Genomic DNA, 18,803 nt, shown 5'->3' on the forward strand with positions numbered 1-18,803 from the left:
TTTGCTATCTAATGTATAGCTATAATCGCACTGTTTCAGAGGGCTGGAGGCCAATTTGGCTCTTAATCAGTCAGGGTCTGGTAGACGTAAGGTTTTTGCCTGACCTGGGCGGCCCGGTACTCGCGCCAGGCGCTCCAGTCGACAGCTTTGTCCCACAATAGTTTCAGCCCCTGGCGTTGCTTTACGGCCAGCTCAGGGTTCTTGGCCTTGAGCTCATCGATGAACTGCGTTGCTTCAGACTGGTAATAGGGGCGGTGAAAAATATTCATGGACTTAAACCTTTCGGCGTTATTTTAGCGGCCTCCCACGGCGTCGAATGGGGCGCCCGCACCGCAGCATTTTCCTGTATAGAGGATAATGCCCGTTTGTCCCCAGGCTTGGGGATTTCACCAGCTATCGGATCGATAGCACTTAACCTTGGCTATGAATGACCGATTTGATGACTGAACTGACCCCCGATACCCTTCCCATGGCCTTTGCCCAGTTGCAGCTCGCCGCCCCTTTGGCGCGTGCCGTGGCCGACATGGGTTACGAGACCATGACGCCGATTCAGGCGCAGGCCATTCCAGTGGTGCTGCAGGGCCGTGACGTGATGGGCGCGGCCCAGACCGGCACCGGCAAGACAGCCGCTTTTGCCCTGCCTTTGCTGCAGCGCATGCTCAAGCACGAAAATAGTTCGACCTCACCGGCCCGCCATCCGGTGCGTGCCTTGGTGCTGCTGCCCACGCGTGAGCTGGCCGACCAGGTGGCGCAGGCGATCAAAGACTACGCCGTCCATACCAATCTGCGTAGCGCGGTTGTTTTTGGCGGTATGGACATGAAGCCCCAGACGCTGGAATTGAAAAAAGGCGTTGAAGTGCTGGTGGCCACGCCCGGACGGCTACTGGACCACATCGAAGCCAAGAATTGTGTGCTGAACCAGGTGGAATATGTGGTGCTCGATGAGGCCGACCGCATGTTGGACATCGGCTTTTTGCCCGATTTGCAACGCATCCTGAGCTATTTGCCCAAGCAGCGCATCACCTTGCTGTTCTCGGCCACGTTTTCGTCGGAAATCAAACGCCTGGCCAGCAGCTATCTACAAGACCCGGTAACGATTGAAGTTGCACGTTCCAACGCTGCTGCTTCCACCGTGGAGCAGCATTTTTACAGCGTTGATGCGGATGACAAGCGTCATGCCTTGCACCAGATCCTTAAATCACGCGGCATGAAGCAGGCCTTTGTGTTTGTCAACAGCAAACTCGGCTGCGCCCGCCTGGCCCGCTCGCTTGAGCATGAAGGCCTGAAAACCACGGCACTGCATGGCGACAAGAGCCAGGATGAGCGCTTGAAAGCCCTCGAAGCCTTCAAAAGCGGTGAGGTCGATTTGCTGGTGTGCACCGATGTGGCGGCGCGCGGGCTCGACATCAAGGATGTGCCGGCCGTCTTCAACTTTGACATTCCCTTCAATGCTGAAGACTATGTGCACCGCATTGGTCGCACCGGGCGCGCCGGCGCGGCTGGCCTGGCAGTGAGTTTTGTGGCGAAGAGCGACATTCGGTTGGTGACGGATATTGAGAAACTGCTCAATACCAAGATTGAACTTGAAGCCGTTGAATATGATGAAGATGTGCCCGACATCCGTAAGCAGGGCCGCATCAACGACGGCCACCGCATGTATGCCGAAGGTGCGCAGAACGACTCCCGCCATGGCGCCCATCGGGCGGGCTCGCTGCGCGACGTGGCCCATGAAGGCCAATATGCCCGGCCGGAGCGGCCACCCCGGCGCGATTTCACACGACCGCTGTCGGCGCCGCGTGATCCGTTTTTTGACAAGCCCTACGAACCTGCGGTGGTCGCCGCGGAAGCACCGTCCTGGGAGGCCGCTGCGACTCGGCAGGGTGGGCGCAGCGCGTCTGCCAATATCAAGCCCAAGCGCCGGGTTGCAGCGCTGTTCAAGTCGGCGTAGTGTGGGTTGGGGCCGGGTCGGCTAGCCGGGTTTTTGGGCTTGCTGACACTTGACCTGAATCAACTGCTGCTGCAGTTGCCCATTGACGCTTTCGAGCCGCAAGGCGCTTAAGGCACCACCCCAGACGCAGCCAGTATCGAGCGACAGCACGTTGGCGCGTCCCAGCCAGCCCAATGTGGACCAGTGGCCAAAAGCCAGCATGACGCCGGACGTCTGACGGCCCGGCACCTCAAACCACGGCAGATAACCGGCCGGTGCGGCGTCGAGCCCGCCGGTGGTGCCAAATTCCATGTGACCTGTTGGCGTGCAAAAGCGCAGGCGCGTGAGGGCGTTCACAATCACGCGCCAGCGGGCCGTGCCGGTCAGCGCCTCATCCCAATGGTCAGGCTGGTCGTCATACATATGCTGCAAAAAATCGCCCAGCGCCGCGCTGCGCAGTACCGACTCCACCTCCATGGCCAGGGCCATGGTTTGGGTTGCGGTCCAGCTTGGCAGGACGCCGGCATGCACCATGAGAACGTCATGCCCTGCGACCTGTTCCAGTATCGCCATGCGCTGCCACCTGAGCCAGTCCAGCATCGCCTGCCGGTCGGGTGCATCCAGAATGCCATTCAGTGTGTCGTGCCGGCTCGGCTGGCGCGCGCCGTAGGCAATTGCCAGCAGATGCAGGTCGTGGTTACCCAGTAGACATTGCGCTGCTGTGCCATAGCCCATCAGACGTCGCACCACGTCGGCCGAATCCGGCCCGCGGTTCACCAGGTCGCCCAGCAGAAAGAGGGTGTCGCGGCTTGGGGAGAAAGATATTTCATCCAGCAAGCGCTGCAAGGCGCTGTTGCAGCCCTGCACGTCGCCAATCAAGTAAAGTGCCATGGTGTTTATTCTCGCTTGTGATTCATGGAAATCTTGTTAATCGCCTTTCTGACCCTGCTCAATGGCGTGTTCGCCATGTCGGAGCTGGCTTTGGCCGCCAGCCGCAAAGTGCGGCTCACTACCATGGCCGAAGCAGGTGACAAAGGCGCGCACGCTGCGTTGACGCTGCTGGAGAACCCGAATCAGTTTTTATCTACCGTGCAGGTCGGCATCACGTCCATCGGCGTGCTCAACGGCATTGTGGGCGAGGCGGCATTCAGCGCCGGTGTGGCAGCCTGGCTGCACGGCTGGGGTGTCGCTGACAAAGCCGCTGCTATTTCAGCCACCGCGATTGTGGTCACCTTGATCACTTTCATCACCATCATTTTTGGCGAGTTGGTGCCCAAGCGCATTGGCCAGTTGCACCCGGAAATCGTGGCGCGCTGGGTGGCGCGGCCGATGGCGTGGTTGGCCACCGCCGCCGGGCCCTTTGTGAGCCTGCTCTCGGGTACCACTGCGGCAGTTCTCAAGTTGTTGCGCATTGACACAACCGGCGCGCGTGCCGTGACCGAAGAAGAAATCACTGCCAGCCTCGAAGAAGGTGTCGACGCCGGCGTGATCGAGCAGCATGAGCACCAGATGGTGCAAAACGTATTTCGGCTCGACGACCGGCCGCTGACCTCGCTGATGGTGCCGCGTACGGATGTGGAATGGCTGGATGCTTCCAATACGGTGGCCGACAGCTTGAAGCTGGCCGGCTCGGGTGGCGAAAGAGGGGCCCATTCCTGGTATCCGGTGTGCCGCGGCTCGCTCGATGACGTGGTGGGCAAGATCAGCGTGGCGCGCTTGCTGCAACTTGGCGCCGACACACCGGGCACGATCGAGGCCTATATCACCCCCGCCACCTTTGTGCCCGAGACGCTCAGTGGCATGGAGTTGCTGGAGCAGTTTCGTGCCAAAGCCGGCCGCTTTGTGCTGGTGGTCGATGAGTACGGCGTGGTGCAGGGTTTGCTGACACCCCGCGATTTGCTGGAGGCCATCACGGGTGAACTGCAGCCGGGTGCGCAGATTGATGCCTGGGCCACGCAGCGCGACGATGGTTCGTGGCTGCTCGACGGCCTGATGCCGGTGAGCGAACTCAAGGTTCGCTTGGCGATTGATGAGCTGCCAGAAGAAGACCGCGGCCGCTACAACACGACGGCGGGCTTGCTGATGTCCGTGTCGGGCCACCTGCCGTCGGTCGGCGAGCGCATCACATGCGCCGACTGGCAGTTTGAAGTGCTGGACCTCGATGGCAAGCGCATTGACAAGGTGCTGGCCACGCCACTGGCTGCCTGCGTGCAGCCGGGCCAGGTCACGCCTAGCCGTGCGTGACGACGCAGTTGCGTCCGCCAAGCTTGGCGTCATACAGCATGTCGTCGGCCTCCTTGATCAGTGCTTCGGCGTTGCGCGTGCCTGGAAAATAGGATACGCCGGCCGAAAAAGTGGACTCAAACCAGCGCTCTTCGAAGGGGTATCTGATGCGGCTGAAATCAACCCGGATGCGGTCCAGAATGTCAAACGCCTGATTGAAATCGGAACCCGGTAAAACCACCAGAAACTCCTCGCCACCATAGCGGCCTACCAGATCCGTCTTGCGCAGGCGCTGTTTGAGCAGCCAGGCCAGGCTGCGGATCACCTGGTCCCCGTTTGGGTGACCATAGCTGTCATTGATGGTCTTGAATTGATCAATGTCGATCATGGCCACGGCGAATTGTCTGCCGCTGGTGCTGGCCTCGTTCAGGGACGCGTTCAGTTTTTCCTTGATCGTGCGGTGGTTGAACAGTCCGGTCAGGCCGTCGTTCTGCATCGAGCGGCGCAGCGCCCGGTAGCGTTCTATCTTGCTCTTGACCACCGCGTTGAGGAAGACCGGGTTAAAGGGCTTGGTCAGGAAGTGATCCCCGCCCAGGCGCAGCGCGTCCACCTGCAACGCCATGTCGCCATCGCCGGACAGATAAACCACCGGCGTCGACAGGAACTCGGCATGCTGGCGAATAATGCGCGTCGCTTCCACGCCGGTACAGTCCGGCATGTACATGTCCATCAGAATCAGGTCCGGCTCAAATTCGCGCAGTCCACTGAGCACATCGGCCGGATTGGCCACGGCGAAGGACTCAATGCCGCTTTGTTTGAGTGTGCGCTGGATCGACTTGCTGGCCGTCAATGAGTCCTCCACCACCAACACGCGGTAGGGCGGCTCTTCTTCATTGCTGCATAACTCGATGATCCGGGCCAGGATGGTTGATTGCGGCGTGGCCGCGGCAAAGCAGAAGTCGCAACCCGCGCGCAGTTGCACTTTGAGGCTGTCGAAGTCAGCCTGCTGGGTGTAGACCATCAGTTTGCTGGCCAAAAAACGGGTACGCAAAGCCTGGATATGGTCGCACGCCGGTGCCAGCGCCATGTCCTGGGTATCAAGCAACAAAATGCTGGGTTCTTCAGCTTCCGAGGGAACGCCATGCCATGGATGAATTTCGGCCTGGATGCCGAAGTAGGCCAGCTGCGTCACCAGGGCGCGCCAGGAACTGTCGGCGTTGCTGATAAACCAAATGCGTTGCGTCGGATTCAGGCGGCTGGCGGTCCCGGTTTCCTGGGATTCGCGCCGTTGCTCCACGGGGCGGGTGTTGCTGTCAATGAAGCGCGTGACCCGCGTACCCAAGGACTCAATCTGGCCGCATAAATCGTTCAGGGTGTCGACCGATATCTGGTGCCGATCCGCCTCATCAAACAGGGTGAGTGCCTGTTGTTCCAGGTGGTGCGATAGCTGGTGCAGACCCGATAAACCCTGGTTCTGCAAAAAATCGGAAAAACTCGACAAGCAAACCGCAAACTCGACGAAAGGCTCAAAGTCGGGAGACTTGAGATAAGTCCACCATTTAAAGAGAAGTTCGTCGCTTTTCTTCTTGAGTTCAGCAGGCGGGCAGGACATCATTTTCTGTGCGGTTCGATCGGCTCATTATGACAGTGCAGCTTGCATGGCCCTGGCGACTGCGTGCGCCGACGCGGAGCCAATATGGCGTTGAGGATGTGCGTTGAGCTTTTCTTTTTTAGCCCCTGATCGATCTCCCAACTCGGCCCGTGTACCATCATCGCTCATGAAAGTTGATCCCGCCATTGTTCAAATGTCCGCTGAAAACGTGCGGGCCGACATGATCGTGCGGCAACCTGCCCTCAAGCTTGACCCCGCCATCATTCAGAAAATCAAGCAACAGGTGCCGATTTTCAAAGGCATGACGCCGGACTGTTTGATGCGCACACTGGCGATGGCTGAATATTTTTCGGTCAAGGCCGGTGAAGTGGTGTTCAACGAAGAAGATATCGGCGAGTCATTCTTTGTTCTGATCGCAGGTGAAGTGAGGGTTGAAAAATTGCGCAACGGACAGGTGGTCGAGCTGGCCCGGCTCAGCGCTGGCCAATGCGTGGGTGAGATGGCGCTGGTGAGCAAGCAACTGCGATCCGCCACGGTGCGCGCCATCCGTGATACCGTGACCATGCGCTTCTATCGCGAACTCATTGATACCAATCCTGAAAGTGCACACATCATTTACCGCAATATCGCCAGCATTCTCGCCAGCCGACTGGACGATTCAAGCGTGATGCTTGCCGATCTGGCCGGGCGAAATACAGGCCCTTGAAACCGGATGGCGATTCTTCTCGCACCCATGGAGGGACTGCTGGACTTTGTGCTGCGTGACATCCTGACCCGTGTCGGCGGGGTGGACCGCTGCGTGTCCGAGTTCATCCGCGTCAGCAACACCCTGCTGCCCGATCAGGTTTTCATTCGCGTCGTGCCTGAATTGCTCAATGGCGGGCGCACTTTTGCCGGCGTACCGGTCGCCGCCCAGTTGCTGGGATCCGACCCGGTCTGCCTGGCAGAAAACGCCGCCCGCCTGGCCGCTCTGGGGCCACATGGCATTGACCTGAACTTCGGCTGCCCGGCCAAAACGGTGAATCGCCACGGCGGCGGCGCTGCCTTGCTCGATGAGCCCGAGTTGCTGTTGGCGATTGTGGCGGCTGTGCGGCGTGCCGTCCCCAAAGCCATGCCCGTGTCGGCCAAGATGCGCCTGGGGGTTCATGACGACTCACGTGCGCTGGAGTGTGCGCTGGCCCTTGAAGGTGGTGGTGCCAGTGAGTTGGTGGTACACGCCCGCACCCGGGCCGACGCTTACCGCCCACCCGCTTATTGGGAACGCATTGCCGACATTCGAGCCGTGGTGCGCATCCCGGTGGTGGCCAATGGCGAAATATGGAATGTGCAGGACGCGCTGCGCTGTCGCGAGGAGTCGGGCTGCGACAGCTTGATGCTGGGCCGCGGTATGGTGACCAACCCGGGTTTGGCCCTGGCGATTCAGGCGGCCATGGCAGGGCCTGATGCCAGCCCCGCGCCTTGGGGGAGCGTGTGGCCCGATTCTTCCTTGACCACCTGCCCAGCGCTGTACCCGATCATCAACTGGCAGGCCCTGCTGCCATTCATTGCAGAATTTTGGCGCCTGGTGTGCGCGCGGCTGGATCGTCGCAAGCAGGCGGGCCGGCTTAAACAGTGGCTCAATTTTCTGCGCCACCACCACCCCGAAGCCGAGCGGGCCTATGTGGCGTTGCGGACCCTCAGTGAGCCCGCTGCCATTGGTCAATGGCTGGCGTTGCAGTGACAGACAAGGTTAGCTCGCAATTCTTGTTTTGCGGCCCCAGCGCTGTTCAATCAGCGGGAAAAGTGCCGCTATGAATCGATTACCATGCAGTCGTTCAGGAGCCTCTATGTTTGAAAACATTCGCATCACGCACCGCTTTATCGCTGTGGTTGTCATTTTCTCGGCCGCCATGTGGGCCGTGATCGGTGTCAGCTATTGGGGCCAGGCGTCGGCGCGGGAGAGTATCAAGACTTTGCACGATGGCGCCATGCAACCCGCCCTGCTGGCGGACCAGTCGATCGACAAAATCGTGCAGAACCGCCTGCAGGTTTTGCTGGCGTTCCAACATGCGCCGGACGGGCCACTGGCCTCTGTTCATGAGCACGCCACCAGCGTCCATACTGAGGCGATTGCCGCCAACCGTGTCGAGGCAAACCGGATTTTCAAGTTGATGGAATCCGCCTTGGCAAGCCCGGAGGAAAAAGCTGTTTTCGAGGCCACCAAAACCAGCCGCACAGCCTGGCGCGACAAGCTTGACCAGGCGGTCAACGCGATCCAGTCAAACGACTTCAGCCCGGCCACCATGACAGCCTTCCTCAAGGCCAGTCGTGAAGAAGGTGAAGCCGCTGTCAAGTCGCTGCTGGTCTACCGGGACTACCAGGTCAAGAAGGCGAATGAAGCCTACGCGGCGGCCCAAAGTCGCTTTCGCACGGCGCTGATCGCGTTTGGGCTGGTGATTTTGATCGCTGCCACGCCTGCGACACTGCTCACATTCACCCTGCTGACACGCATGCGCCATGGTTTCAAGCTGGCCAATGAAACTGCCACCGCTATTGCGGGGGGCGACTTGTCACACGCCGTGCCGCACACCGGTCGCGACGAAATTGGCGACCTGCTGCTGCACATGGACACCATGCGCAGCAAACTGCACCATGTCATCGGCCAGGTGCGCAACGGCTCCGATTCCATTGCCAACGCGTCGACCGAAGTGGCCACTGGCACGCTGGACTTGTCAAGGCGCACCGAGGAACAAGCCAGTTCGCTGGAAAAAACCGCCTCCGCCTCCGAGGAGTTGACCAGCACCGTGCAGGCCAACGCCGACAACGCCGCCCAGGCGAACCAGCTCGCGGCATCAGCCTCGGACGTGGCGAGCCGGGGTGGGGCGGTGGTGGCGCAAGTGGTCGACACCATGGAAGCCATCAACACCTCATCGCGCAAGATTGTGGACATCATTGCGGTCATCGACGGTATCGCCTTCCAGACCAACATCCTGGCACTTAACGCCGCCGTGGAAGCAGCGCGTGCCGGTGAACAGGGCCGCGGCTTTGCCGTGGTGGCGGCCGAAGTGCGCAGCCTGGCGCAACGCAGTGCCGAAGCGGCCAAAGAGATCAAGACGCTGATTTCAGACTCGGTTCAGAAGGTCGGCGTGGGCACGGCGCAGGTCGCCCAGGCAGGCGCCACCATGCAGGAGATCGTCGCCGGCATCCAGCGCGTGGCCGACATCGTGGGAGAAATCGCCTTGGCCAGCCGCGAACAGTCAGCCGGCATTGCCCAGATCAACCAGGCCGTCACCCATCTGGACGGCGTGACGCAGCAAAACGCCGCGCTGGTGGAGCAGACCTCGGCCGCCTCCAACGCCCTGCAGGATCAGGCGCGTGAACTCGCTGGTTTGGCAGCTTCGTTCAAGCTGGAACAGTATGTCGGCGCAAGCGGCAGCCAGGCCTTGGTGCGGTTGCGCTAGCGCCAGTTTGCAGTCAAGGCACCAGCGCAAATTTTATCTATTCGGCCACGGCCCGCGAGGGCCTTGGCTTACTGCCCATCACTGACCGGCACACAGCGGCAGAACAGATTGCGGTCACCATAGACGTTGTCGATACGGCCCACCGGCACCCAGTATTTGGATGATTTCAGGCTGGGTACCGGGAACGCGGCCAGTTCTCTGGAATAGGGCCGATCCCACGTCTCGCCGAGGAGCGCTGCGGCCGTATGCGGCGCGTGGCTGAGCGGGTTGTTTCCCTGCGGCCAAAGACCTTGTTCGACCTTGGCAATCTCCTCGCGGATGGCGATCATGGCATTGATGAAGCGATCCAGCTCATCCAGCGTTTCACTCTCGGTGGGCTCCACCATCAGCGTGCCGGGTACCGGAAAGCTCAGGGTGGGCGCATGAAAGCCATAGTCCATCAGGCGCTTGGTCACGTCTTCGGCGCTGACGCCGTGGACGCCACCACTGGTTTCTTTCAAGGGGCGTAAATCCAGAATGCACTCGTGCGCGACACGACCCGGCTTGCCGTCCTCTGTCGAACTGGTGTAGAGGGTCGGGTAGTGGTCTTTGAGCCGGACGCTGATGTAGTTGGCGCTCAGGATGGCGACCTCGGTGGCGGCCTTCAAGCCTGCAGCGCCCATCATGCGGCAGTACATCCAGCTGATGGGCAGGACCGAGGCATTGCCCAATGGCGCAGCCGCGACTGCGCCGATGCCGTTCGCCTCAGCGTGACCCGGCAAATACGGCACCAAATCAGCCACCACGCACACCGGGCCGACGCCGGGGCCGCCGCCGCCGTGCGGAATGCAGAAGGTTTTGTGCAGGTTCAGGTGGCTCACGTCGCCGCCAAACTCACCGGGTGCGGCCAGGCCCACCAGGGCGTTCATGTTGGCGCCGTCCACGTAAACGCGCCCGCCATGGGAATGCACCAAGGCGCACAGGTCTTTCACGCTGGTCTCAAACACACCGTGGGTGCTGGGGTAGGTGATCATCACTGCGCCCAGGTTGGCGCTGTATTGCTCGCACTTCGTCTTCAGGTCGACCATGTCGACATTGCCGTTGGCATCACACGCGGTCACCACCACCTTGAAACCGGCCATGGTGGCGCTGGCGGGGTTGGTGCCGTGGGCGCTGGAGGGAATCAGGCAGATGTTGCGCTGGCTCTGGCCGCGCGCGGCGTGGTAGCCACGAATCGCCATCATGCCCGCGTATTCGCCCTGGCTGCCGGCATTGGGTTGCAGGCTGATGCCGGCGTAACCGGTGGCCTGGCACAACCAGGCGCGCAGTTGCTCGTCCAGCTCGGCATAGCCCTCGCGCTGATTCGCCGGGCAGAAGGGGTGAATGTCGGCAAACTCGGGCCAGGTGATCGGAATCATCTCGCTCGTGGCGTTGAGCTTCATGGTGCAACTGCCCAGCGGGATCATGCTGCGGTCCAGCGCCAGGTCAAGGTCAGAGAGGCGGCGGATGTAGCGCAGCATGCCGGTTTCACTGTGGTGGGTGTTAAAGACCGGGTGCGTCAGGTAGCTGCTGGCGCGAAGCAGGGCAGCGGGCAGCAGGGTGCTGGCGGCTTGCTCGAAGTCACTGACCTGGGGCACGGTTTGTCCGGGCTTGGCAAAGAAGCGCAGTAGCGCTTCCACATCGGCGCGGGTGCTGGTTTCGTCCAGCGACACGCTTAATGAACTGTTGGAGGCAAATCGCAGGTTAGCCCCCTTGGAGAGGGCGTTAGTAGCTATTAAATTGGTAGCGTCACCGGTGTTCACCGTGAGTGTGTCAAAGGCGCTGGTGTTGGCTGTTTTGTAACCCAGGGCCAGTAAGCCTTGCGCCAATACCGCCGTCAAAGCCGCCACCCGCTGCGCAATGCGCTTCAAACCTGCGGGCCCGTGATAGACGGCAAACATGCTCGCCACCACGGCGGGCAGCACTTGCGCGGTGCAGATGTTCGAGGTGGCTTTTTCGCGGCGGATGTGCTGCTCACGCGTTTGCAGCGCCAGCCGGTAGGCCGGGTTGCCGTGCGTATCGATACTCACGCCCACCAGGCGGCCGGGCATGGTGCGTTTGTATTCGTCGCGGCACGCCATGTAGGCGGCGTGCGGGCCACCGTTGCCCATCGGCGTGCCAAAACGCTGCGTGGTTCCAACGGCAATGTCCGCGCCCAGTTCACCGGGTGGGGTGAGCAGGGTCAGCGCCAGCAGGTCTGCGGCCATGATGACGATACCGCCTTTGGCCTTGTAGGCTTTGATCCACTCGCGGTCATCACGCACCACACCGCTCACACCGGGGTATTGCAGCAGCACCGCAAAGCTGTCTTGCCCCAAGGCCTCATCGCCCTTGCAGGTTTTGACCTCAATGCCCAGCGGCTCGGCACGGGTCTTGATCACGGCCAGCGTTTGCGGCAGCACCTCAAGGTCGACAAAAAATGTGGTCGATTTCGATTTGCTGGCGCGCTGCGCCATGGTCATGGCCTCAGCTGCGGCGGTGGCTTCGTCCAGCATCGATGCATTGGCCATCGGCATGCCGGTCAAGTCCATCACCATGGTTTGAAAGTTGACCAGCGCTTCCATGCGGCCCTGGCTGATCTCGGCCTGGTAGGGCGTGTAGGCGGTGTACCAGGCCGGGTTTTCAAGGATGTTGCGCAAGATCACGCCGGGCGTGTGGGTGCCGTAATAGCCCTGGCCGATGTAGCTCTTGAACACCTTGTTTTTGGCGGCCATGGCTTTGAGCTCGGCCAGTGCCGCGGCCTCGGTAATCGGCGCGGGGATGTTCATGGCCTGGCTACGCGCGATGCTGCGCGGCACGATGGCGTCGATCAACGCGCTGCGCGACGTGGCAGCCACAGCGTGCAGCATGACGGCTTCGTCGGCCGCATCAATGCCAATGTGGCGGGCGATAAATTCAGAGGGGTTTTCTAGTTCAGACAGAGAGGGGGTAGAGGTCGTGGGCATGGCAGGCTCGATCATCCGTTCGCCCTGAGCCTGTCGAAGGGCCAGCGAAACTGGAAATGGGCAAGGGCTTCGACAGGCTCAGCCCGAACGGTGGGGCGTGGCGATCAGTGCGCGTCAGCCGCGTAGCTGGTGTAGCTGGTCTCGTCCATCAGTGTGTCCAGATCAGCCGGGTTGGCCAGTTTGACCTTGAAGAACCAGCCCGCGCCCAGCGGATCGCTATTGGCCAGTGACGGGTCGGCACGCAGGGCTTCGTTGACTTCCACGATTTCACCGTTGGCGGGCATGTACACGTCAGCGGCGGCCTTGACGGACTCGACGACGGCGGCGGCGTCTTTTTGCGCGTAGGTCTTGCCCACTTCAGGCAAATCGACAAACACCACGTCGCCCAAAGCGTCCTGCGCATGGGCCGTGATGCCGACGGTACCGAGGTTGCCGTCAATGTTGATCCATTCGTGGTCGGGGGTGTATTTGATGCTCATAGGGTTCTCGAAGAAAAATAAGATGAAGAAACAAGAAAATTAACCGCGGAAGTAGTTGGTCGGCACAAACGGCATCGCCACCACTTCCATCGGCACCGGTTTACCGCGCACGATGGCGTTGATGCGTGTCCCCAAGGTGGCCAACGCGGTTGGCACGTAGCCCATGGCGATGGGCTGGTCGATGGTGGGGCCAAGCAAGCCACTGGTCACTTCGCCAATGTGCTGACCATTCAAATCCTGCAATTCGATATGTTCGCGCACGGGAATGCGCTCCAGCGCCAGAAGTCCAACACGTTTTCGGGCTGCAGCCCCCGTACCACCTGCGAGTTGCGCTAGTATTTTTGTAGCACCCGGAAAGCCGCCAGCGCGCGCCCCGCCAGCGCGGCGCACCTTTTGCATGGCCCATTGCAAACTCGCTTCAACCGGTGTGGTCGTTGTGTCAATGTCGTTGCCATAGAGCGGCAGACCGGCCTCCAGCCGCAGCGAATTGCGTGCGCCCAGGCCAATCGGTTTGACTTCGGGTTGCGCCAGCAGTGCCTGCGCCAGCGCTTGCGCCTGGGAATCGAGCACTGAAATCTCAAAACCATCTTCGCCGGTGTAGCCGCTGCGGGTCAGGAACACGTCAATGCGCTGATCGCCCGCCTGGATGGTGAAGTTGCCACCGGTCATGAACACCAGCTTTTCAACACCCGGTGCCAGGCGCGACAGGGCGGCCACGGCCAGCGGGCCTTGCAGTGCCAGCAGGGCGCGTTCCGGCATCGGAATCACCTGACACCGGCTGCCGATCTTGGCCTGAATGTGCGCGATGTCACCGGCCTTGCAAGCGCCGTTGACAATGACAAAAATATCGCTGCCCCGGTTGACGAACATCAGGTCATCGATGATGCCGCCTTCGTCGTTGAGCAGCAGGCCGTAGCGCTGTTTGCCGACCGGCAAATCGATCACATCGACCGGAATCAGGCTCTCCAACGCGGCGCCAGCATCGGGCCCGACCAGGCGCAACTGGCCCATGTGGGACACGTCAAACAGGCCTGCGGCGGTGCGCGTATGTTTGTGTTCAAACATCAGGCCTGCCGGGTACTGCACCGGCATGGAATAGCCGGCAAAGGGCACCATGCGGGCGCCGAGCGACACATGCAGGTCGTTGAGCGGGGTTTTCAGAAGGCTCTCAAGCGCGGTCGTCATCAGCGAACTCCAATAAAGGAAAAGGGGCATGTCAAATTCCATGGCCTCGACTGCTGTCCAAGCCATGGGCTGCCCCCGCTGTCCGCTTTACCTGAGAGATTCGCCGCGCCTGTGCATGCCATGCTGGCTGACAGACTGCGGGTTGCTCCTTCGGTGGATCAGCCGCAGCGCCCAAGCGTCAGCGGTGACCTCTCTCCAGTGGGGAATCGCTCCAACCTCTTGCAAGGTTTGGAGCGTTTGTCAGTCCTTTTGCCTGAGCGTTCAAACTGCTGCGATCAGCAACTCTGCGCCTTCGGCGGCCACCTCAAGGGGCGGCTCTCTCCTGACCCGCAAGATTCTACAACTACATCCCGGCGTAATTGGGCCCGCCGCCGCCTTCAGGCGTGACCCAGACGATGTTCTGCGTCGGATCCTTGATGTCGCAGGTCTTGCAGTGCACGCAGTTGGAGGCGTTGATCTGCAGACGATCGGTGCCGTCATCGTTCTTGACAAACTCATAAACCCCGGCCGGGCAGTAGCGCGCCTCGGGGCCGGCAAACTTGGCCAGGTTGATGGCAACCGGCACCGACGCGTCTTTGAGTGTCAAGTGCGCGGGCTGATTTTCTTCATGGTTGACGTTGCCGATGAAGACGCTGCTCAAGCGGTCAAAGGTGAGCTTGCCGTCGGGCTTGGGGTAAACAATGGGTTGGCACTCGGCGGCGGGTTTGAGGTAGGCATGGTCGGGCTTGTCACGGTGAATGGTCCAGGGCATGTTGCCTCCCAGTCCAAACTGCTCGAAACCGTTTATCAGGGTGCTCACCCGCAAGCCATACTTGAACCAGGCCTTGAAGTTGCGCGATTTGTTGAGCTCGGTATAGACCCAGCTCTTCTCAAACGCCTCGGGGTAAGCGAGCAGTTCGTCATGCTGACGCCCGGCCGTGACGGCCTCAAAAGCCGCCTCGGCTGCCAGCATGCCGGTCTTGATGGCCGTGTGGCTGCCCTTGATGCGGCTCACGTTCAAGAAGCCCGCTTCGCAACCCACCAGGGCGCCGCCCGGGAACACGGTCTTGGGCAGCGCCATCAGGCCCCCGGCGGTGATGCTGCGCGCGCCGTAGGCCAGCCGCTTGGCGGTGACTTCGCCTTTGTCGTTCTCAAAGTACCAGCGCACATTGGGATGGGTCTTCCAGCGCTGGAACTCCTCGAACGGGCTTAAGAATGGGTTCTGGTAGTTCAGCCCGGTGATGAAGCCCAAGGCGATCTTGTTGTCCCCCATGTGGTACATGAAGGAGCCGCCGTAGGTGCTGTTGTCCAGCGGCCAGCCCGCGGTGTGCATGGCAAAGCCCGGCTGATGGCGCGAGGGGTCCACCTCCCATACCTCCTTGATGCCCAAACCATAACTTTGCGGATCACAGCCCTCGTCAAGCTTGTACTTGGCAATCAGCTGGCGCCCCAAATGACCGCGCGAGCCTTCGGCAAAAATGGTGTATTTGGCCAGCAGTTCCATGCCGATCTGGAAGTTTTCGCCCGGCTCACCCTCCTTGTTCACACCCATGTTGCCTGTGGCCACACCCCTGACGGCACCTTGTTCGGTGTAAAGCACTTCAGCGGCGGCAAAGCCGGGGAATATTTCCACGCCCATGCTTTCGGCCTGTGTCGCCAGCCAGCGCGTCAGCTCGCCCAGGCTGATGATGTAGTTGCCGTGGTTATGGCTGCATTTGGGCAGCAGAAAATTGGGCGTGCGATAGCCCGAGGTTTCACTCAGGAACATCATGGCGTCATCGGTCACCGGCTGGTTCAGGGGCGCGCCCATGGCCTTCCAGTCGGGGAACAATTCATTCATGGCAACGGGGTCCATGATGGCGCCCGAGAGGATGTGCGCGCCGGGCTCGGCGCCTTTTTCCAGCACCACCACCGACAGCTCCCGGCCTTTTTCAGTGGCCAGTTGCTTGAGGCGGATGGCGGTGGACAGGCCGGCAACGCCGCCTCCAACAACAACGACGTCGTATTCCATCGCTTCACGGGGGCCAAACTGGGCCAAGATTTCCTGGTTTGTCATGGTTGAACTCATCTGATAATGGGGCATGGTCCGGGAATGGACCGCGACCCGTGATTGTCGAACGCAGAAGCGATTTTAGGCGTTGATTTTGCAAAATAGAACGGTCGTTCTTTTGTTATTGATGGAGACTCTCTAAATGGCTTACAACATTGATCTTTCAGGCCGGGTGGCATTCATCACCGGGGCCTCCAGTGGCTTGGGTGCCCAATTTGCCAAAACCCTGGCCAGCGCCGGTGCTGCCGTGGTGCTGGCGAGTCGCCGACTGGACAAACTCAAGGATTTGCGCGCCGAAATCGAAGGTCAGGGCGGTGACGCCCATGCGCTTGAACTCGATGTGACCGACATCGACTCCATCAAGTCGGCCGTGGCGCATGCCGAGACCGAAGTCGGCTCGATTGACATCCTGGTCAACAACTCGGGCGTCAGCACCACGCAACGCCTGCAGGACGTGTCACCAGACGACTATGACTATGTGTTCGACACCAACGTCAAAGGTGCTTTTTTTGTCGCGCAAGAGGTCGGCAAGCGCATGCTGGCGCGCTCCAAAGGCGCAGCGCCCGGCACCTTCACGGGTGGGCGCATCGTCAACATTGCCTCGATGGCGGGCCTGCGCGTGCTGCCGCAAATTGGGGTCTATTGCATGAGCAAGGCAGCGGTGGTGCAAATGACCCGCGCCATGGCGCTGGAATGGGGCCGGTTTGGCATCAACGTCAACGCCATTTGTCCCGGCTACATCGACACCGAGATCAACCACCAGCACTGGCACACCGAACAGGGTAAAAAGCTGGTGCAGATGCTGCCACGCAAACGCGTTGGGCAGGCCAAAGACCTGGACGCTGTGCTGGTCATGCTGTGTTCGGACCAAAGCCATTTCATCAACGGCGCCGTGATCTCGGCCGACGATGGTTTTGGCGTTTAAGCAGGGATGCTGAAAGGAATTCTGGCCGGGCTCGCTGCGGGCGCCTTGTGGGGACTGGTTTTTGTGGTGCCGCGCATGACGCCAGGGCTGTCATCGGTTGACCTCACCGCCGGTCGTTTTGTCAGCTACGGCCTCATGTCGGCGTTGTCGATGGGGTTTACCTGGGCCAGCCACAAACTGCCCACAGCGCGCCAAGCCGTCACGGCCCTCGGCATGAGCCTGCTCGGCGCTACCGGCTACTACCTGCTGCTGGCACTGGCGATTGGGCGTGCCGGTACCGAGGTGCCCACGCTCATCATTGGCACCATTCCTCTGTGGGTCATGCTGCTGGGCAAGCCCTTGGGACTGAAATGGTCATCCCTGTTGCCCGGCTTGCTGCTCACCGCAACCGGTCTGCTGCTGATGATGAACGCCACGTTCACGGCGCACCCAGCAGGCGCTTTGGTGATTGAGCCTGACGGTACCCGCTTCTGGAGCGGTGTTGCACTGGCGACAGCGGCGATGCTGTGCTGGACGGCGTTTGCCATCCTGAACGCGGCCTGGCTCAAGCGCCACCCGGAGGTCACCGCCACCGAGTGGACCAACTGGCTCGGCATGGCCACCGGTGTTGGCGCGGCGCTGCTCTGGCTGGTCGCAGGTTCGGAGCCAAAAGTGCTGTTAGCCCTTGAACAGCCTGCACAAGCAGCTATTATTTGCATAGTAACGGGGGTGGGCTCCGCGTGGGCCGCCAGCATTTTGTGGAACATCGCCAGCCAGCGCCTGAGTGTCAGTTTGTGCGGCCAACTGATTGTCAGCGAGACCTTGTTTGCCCTGTGCTACTCGTTTTTGTGGGACCAGGCCTGGCCCGGCGCGCTGCAATTGCTCGCCGCCGTGCTGTTCACGCTGGGTATTCTGGCCAGCATTCGGGCCCATCGATGAAGGTCTGGAGCAAGCGCAATGTGCAGCGCGGCAGCCGCAAACGCTGGGTCGGAGCGACCGGCTCGCTCAGCGCTCGGCTGGCGGCTGCGGGGCAGCGTTTTAGCGTGCAGGTGCTCAGCCAGGGCCTGCAAGCGCTAGACCCCGATGAGGCCAGCGCCCTGGGTCTGACCAGACTCAAGGTCGGCTATGTGCGCGAGGTGCTGTTGCGCGTGGACGATGTTGCTGTGGTGTTTGCCCGCAGCGTCACCGCGCACCCGCACTCACAAGGGCCGTGGCGCTCCATCCGGGGCCTGGGCACGCGGCCACTGGCCGACGTGCTGTTCGTGCAACACGGCATCGCGCGCACGCCGCTGCAATTTGCCAGTCTGCAAACCGCCAGTGCGCTGCATCGCCATGTGGCACACGCCTGGCTGGACGCCACCGGCGCAGCATTGGCCAGCCGCGCGCTGCCCGCGCGGCGCTCGGTCTTCACGCGCGGCGCGGCACCGCTGCTGGTGATGGAAGTGTTTGCAGCACCGGATGCGCCCTGGGGCTGGCTGACCACCAAGACACGCCGCGGGCCACCTGCTTTACCAAGGACGAAACCATGAAATTCGAGATTCCAGAGCAAAAAAAGCTCGTCTTCCAGATGGTCATCCCGATTCGCTGGGGCGACATGGATGCGATGAACCACGTCAACAACACCACCTACTTCCGCTATCTGGAAACCTGTCGTATCGACTGGATGCGTTCCATCGGCTGTGGTTTTTGGGGTCAGAGTCCAAATTCGCCCAGCCAAATGGCTGGCCCTTCGGGGGCGACGCCAGGCGTCGCTGCGAAATTGGCGTCTGACCCCAAAACCCAAGGTCCGGTGATCGTCAACGCCTTCTGCAACTTCTACAAGCAGCTCGAATACCCCGGCGACGTCGTGATGAAAATGTACGTCAGCGACCCCGGCCGTACCACCTTTGAGAGTTGGGCCACCCTGGAGCGCGCTGACCAGCCGGGTGTGATTTACGCCGCCGGTGGCGCCACCACCATCTGGGTCGATTTTCCGAAGCAAAAGGCCACCACGTTGCCCGACTGGATGCGCGAGCTGGTGAGCTAGTTTGTAGACAAAGTC

Annotated in this window: 16 protein-coding genes and 2 riboswitches; of the genes, 9 read left to right on the forward strand and 7 right to left on the reverse strand. The window is 60.9% G+C overall.

What is annotated here, in order from left to right; all coding sequences use genetic code 11:
• Positions 1-62: 62 nt before the first annotated feature.
• Entirely contained in the window at positions 63-269 is a 207-nt protein-coding gene (locus WA157_RS00705; protein ID WP_422619114.1) for a DUF3460 family protein, read from the reverse strand.
• A gap of 170 nt (positions 270-439) precedes the next feature.
• Here WA157_RS00705 and WA157_RS00710 point away from each other — a divergent pair, with 170 nt between their 5' ends.
• Positions 440-1,948, forward strand: coding sequence for a DEAD/DEAH box helicase (locus WA157_RS00710; protein ID WP_422619115.1), 1,509 nt, complete (start codon positions 440-442; stop codon positions 1,946-1,948).
• 21 nt (positions 1,949-1,969) lie between these two features.
• On the opposite strand, the gene WA157_RS00715 is transcribed toward WA157_RS00710, so the two are convergent.
• The gene (locus tag WA157_RS00715; protein ID WP_422619116.1) at positions 1,970-2,818 is read right to left on the reverse strand and encodes a symmetrical bis(5'-nucleosyl)-tetraphosphatase; all 849 of its coding nucleotides are present in this window, start codon (positions 2,816-2,818) and stop codon (positions 1,970-1,972) included.
• Between the two features lie 24 nt (positions 2,819-2,842).
• On the opposite strand from WA157_RS00715, the gene WA157_RS00720 reads away from it, so the two are divergent.
• Positions 2,843-4,171 (forward strand): hemolysin family protein, encoded by a 1,329-nt coding sequence (locus WA157_RS00720; RefSeq protein ID WP_422619117.1) that lies wholly within the window; start codon positions 2,843-2,845, stop codon positions 4,169-4,171.
• Here WA157_RS00720 and WA157_RS00725 read toward each other — a convergent pair.
• The gene (locus WA157_RS00725) at positions 4,158-5,762 is read right to left on the reverse strand and encodes a GGDEF domain-containing response regulator (protein ID WP_422619118.1); all 1,605 of its coding nucleotides are present in this window, start codon (positions 5,760-5,762) and stop codon (positions 4,158-4,160) included. The two genes, WA157_RS00720 and WA157_RS00725, sit on opposite strands and share 14 nt — an antisense overlap.
• 166 nt (positions 5,763-5,928) lie before the next feature.
• Between WA157_RS00725 and WA157_RS00730 the strand changes: the two genes are divergently transcribed.
• The 3 genes from WA157_RS00730 to WA157_RS00740 all read left to right on the forward strand — a co-directional run bounded on the left by WA157_RS00730 (position 5,929) and on the right by WA157_RS00740 (position 9,202).
• Positions 5,929-6,468 carry a cyclic nucleotide-binding domain-containing protein gene (locus WA157_RS00730; protein WP_422619119.1) on the forward strand — a complete coding sequence of 180 codons (540 nt, stop codon included), beginning with the start codon at positions 5,929-5,931 and terminating at the stop codon, positions 6,466-6,468.
• A gap of 6 nt (positions 6,469-6,474) precedes the next feature.
• Entirely contained in the window at positions 6,475-7,482 is a 1,008-nt protein-coding gene (locus WA157_RS00735) for a tRNA dihydrouridine synthase (RefSeq protein WP_422619120.1), read from the forward strand.
• Positions 7,483-7,588: 106 nt separating this feature from the next.
• Positions 7,589-9,202 (forward strand): methyl-accepting chemotaxis protein, encoded by a 1,614-nt coding sequence (locus WA157_RS00740; RefSeq protein WP_422619121.1) that lies wholly within the window; start codon positions 7,589-7,591, stop codon positions 9,200-9,202.
• Positions 9,203-9,270: 68 nt separating this feature from the next.
• Here the strand turns inward: WA157_RS00740 and gcvP are convergent, their stop codons facing one another.
• The 4 genes from gcvP to WA157_RS00760 all read right to left on the reverse strand — a co-directional run bounded on the left by gcvP (position 9,271) and on the right by WA157_RS00760 (position 15,864).
• Entirely contained in the window at positions 9,271-12,165 is a 2,895-nt protein-coding gene (gcvP, locus tag WA157_RS00745) for an aminomethyl-transferring glycine dehydrogenase (RefSeq protein WP_422619122.1), read from the reverse strand.
• 104 nt (positions 12,166-12,269) lie between these two features.
• A complete protein-coding gene (gene gcvH / locus WA157_RS00750) occupies positions 12,270-12,644 on the reverse strand; it encodes a glycine cleavage system protein GcvH (protein ID WP_422619123.1) in 375 nt (124 codons plus the stop codon).
• A 39-nt stretch (positions 12,645-12,683) separates the two neighbouring features.
• Positions 12,684-13,859 carry a glycine cleavage system aminomethyltransferase GcvT gene (gcvT, locus tag WA157_RS00755; RefSeq protein WP_422619124.1) on the reverse strand — a complete coding sequence of 392 codons (1,176 nt, stop codon included), beginning with the start codon at positions 13,857-13,859 and terminating at the stop codon, positions 12,684-12,686.
• 38 nt (positions 13,860-13,897) lie between these two features.
• A riboswitch (glycine riboswitch) is annotated at positions 13,898-14,038 on the reverse strand.
• A gap of 22 nt (positions 14,039-14,060) precedes the next feature.
• Positions 14,061-14,164, reverse strand: a riboswitch (glycine riboswitch).
• A gap of 8 nt (positions 14,165-14,172) precedes the next feature.
• Entirely contained in the window at positions 14,173-15,864 is a 1,692-nt protein-coding gene (locus WA157_RS00760) for an electron transfer flavoprotein-ubiquinone oxidoreductase (RefSeq protein WP_422619125.1), read from the reverse strand.
• Positions 15,865-16,000: 136 nt separating this feature from the next.
• On the opposite strand from WA157_RS00760, the gene WA157_RS00765 reads away from it, so the two are divergent.
• From WA157_RS00765 to WA157_RS00780, 4 genes are read left to right on the forward strand one after another with little or no spacing between them, the layout of a single operon-like run.
• Positions 16,001-16,783: an SDR family oxidoreductase gene (locus WA157_RS00765; protein ID WP_422619126.1), complete on the forward strand. Its 783-nt coding sequence runs from the start codon at positions 16,001-16,003 to the stop codon at positions 16,781-16,783.
• A 6-nt stretch (positions 16,784-16,789) separates the two neighbouring features.
• Positions 16,790-17,701, forward strand: a complete 912-nt coding sequence (locus WA157_RS00770; protein WP_422619127.1) for a DMT family transporter — start codon at positions 16,790-16,792, stop codon at positions 17,699-17,701.
• A complete protein-coding gene (locus WA157_RS00775; protein WP_422619128.1) occupies positions 17,698-18,291 on the forward strand; it encodes a chorismate--pyruvate lyase family protein in 594 nt (197 codons plus the stop codon). The genes WA157_RS00770 and WA157_RS00775 overlap by 4 nt, the downstream gene beginning before the upstream one ends.
• Positions 18,288-18,788: an acyl-CoA thioesterase gene (locus WA157_RS00780; protein WP_422619129.1), complete on the forward strand. Its 501-nt coding sequence runs from the start codon at positions 18,288-18,290 to the stop codon at positions 18,786-18,788. The genes WA157_RS00775 and WA157_RS00780 overlap by 4 nt, the downstream gene beginning before the upstream one ends.
• Positions 18,789-18,803 lie beyond the last annotated feature (15 nt).

Source organism: Rhodoferax ferrireducens, assembly GCF_049302455.1.
Lineage (GTDB): Bacteria > Pseudomonadota > Gammaproteobacteria > Burkholderiales > Burkholderiaceae_C > Rhodoferax > Rhodoferax ferrireducens_B.

Excerpts from the sequence above, each read along its gene's own strand:
- WA157_RS00715 (WP_422619116.1), bottom strand. The coding sequence starts at position 2,818 with ATGGCACTTTACTTGATTGGCGACGTGCAGGGCTGCAACAGCGCCTTG.
- WA157_RS00775 (WP_422619128.1), top strand. The coding sequence starts at position 17,698 with ATGAAGGTCTGGAGCAAGCGCAATGTGCAGCGCGGCAGCCGCAAACGC.
- WA157_RS00780 (WP_422619129.1), top strand. The coding sequence starts at position 18,288 with ATGAAATTCGAGATTCCAGAGCAAAAAAAGCTCGTCTTCCAGATGGTC.
- gcvP (WP_422619122.1), bottom strand. The coding sequence starts at position 12,165 with ATGCCCACGACCTCTACCCCCTCTCTGTCTGAACTAGAAAACCCCTCT.
- WA157_RS00735 (WP_422619120.1), top strand. The coding sequence starts at position 6,475 with ATGGCGATTCTTCTCGCACCCATGGAGGGACTGCTGGACTTTGTGCTG.
- WA157_RS00760 (WP_422619125.1), bottom strand. The coding sequence starts at position 15,864 with ATGACAAACCAGGAAATCTTGGCCCAGTTTGGCCCCCGTGAAGCGATG.
- WA157_RS00770 (WP_422619127.1), top strand. The coding sequence starts at position 16,790 with ATGCTGAAAGGAATTCTGGCCGGGCTCGCTGCGGGCGCCTTGTGGGGA.
- gcvT (WP_422619124.1), bottom strand. The coding sequence starts at position 13,859 with ATGCCCCTTTTCCTTTATTGGAGTTCGCTGATGACGACCGCGCTTGAG.
- WA157_RS00705 (WP_422619114.1), bottom strand. The coding sequence starts at position 269 with ATGAATATTTTTCACCGCCCCTATTACCAGTCTGAAGCAACGCAGTTC.
- WA157_RS00720 (WP_422619117.1), top strand. The coding sequence starts at position 2,843 with ATGGAAATCTTGTTAATCGCCTTTCTGACCCTGCTCAATGGCGTGTTC.
- WA157_RS00725 (WP_422619118.1), bottom strand. The coding sequence starts at position 5,762 with ATGTCCTGCCCGCCTGCTGAACTCAAGAAGAAAAGCGACGAACTTCTC.
- WA157_RS00710 (WP_422619115.1), top strand. The coding sequence starts at position 440 with ATGACTGAACTGACCCCCGATACCCTTCCCATGGCCTTTGCCCAGTTG.
- gcvH (WP_422619123.1), bottom strand. The coding sequence starts at position 12,644 with ATGAGCATCAAATACACCCCCGACCACGAATGGATCAACATTGACGGC.
- WA157_RS00765 (WP_422619126.1), top strand. The coding sequence starts at position 16,001 with ATGGCTTACAACATTGATCTTTCAGGCCGGGTGGCATTCATCACCGGG.
- WA157_RS00740 (WP_422619121.1), top strand. The coding sequence starts at position 7,589 with ATGTTTGAAAACATTCGCATCACGCACCGCTTTATCGCTGTGGTTGTC.
- WA157_RS00730 (WP_422619119.1), top strand. The coding sequence starts at position 5,929 with ATGAAAGTTGATCCCGCCATTGTTCAAATGTCCGCTGAAAACGTGCGG.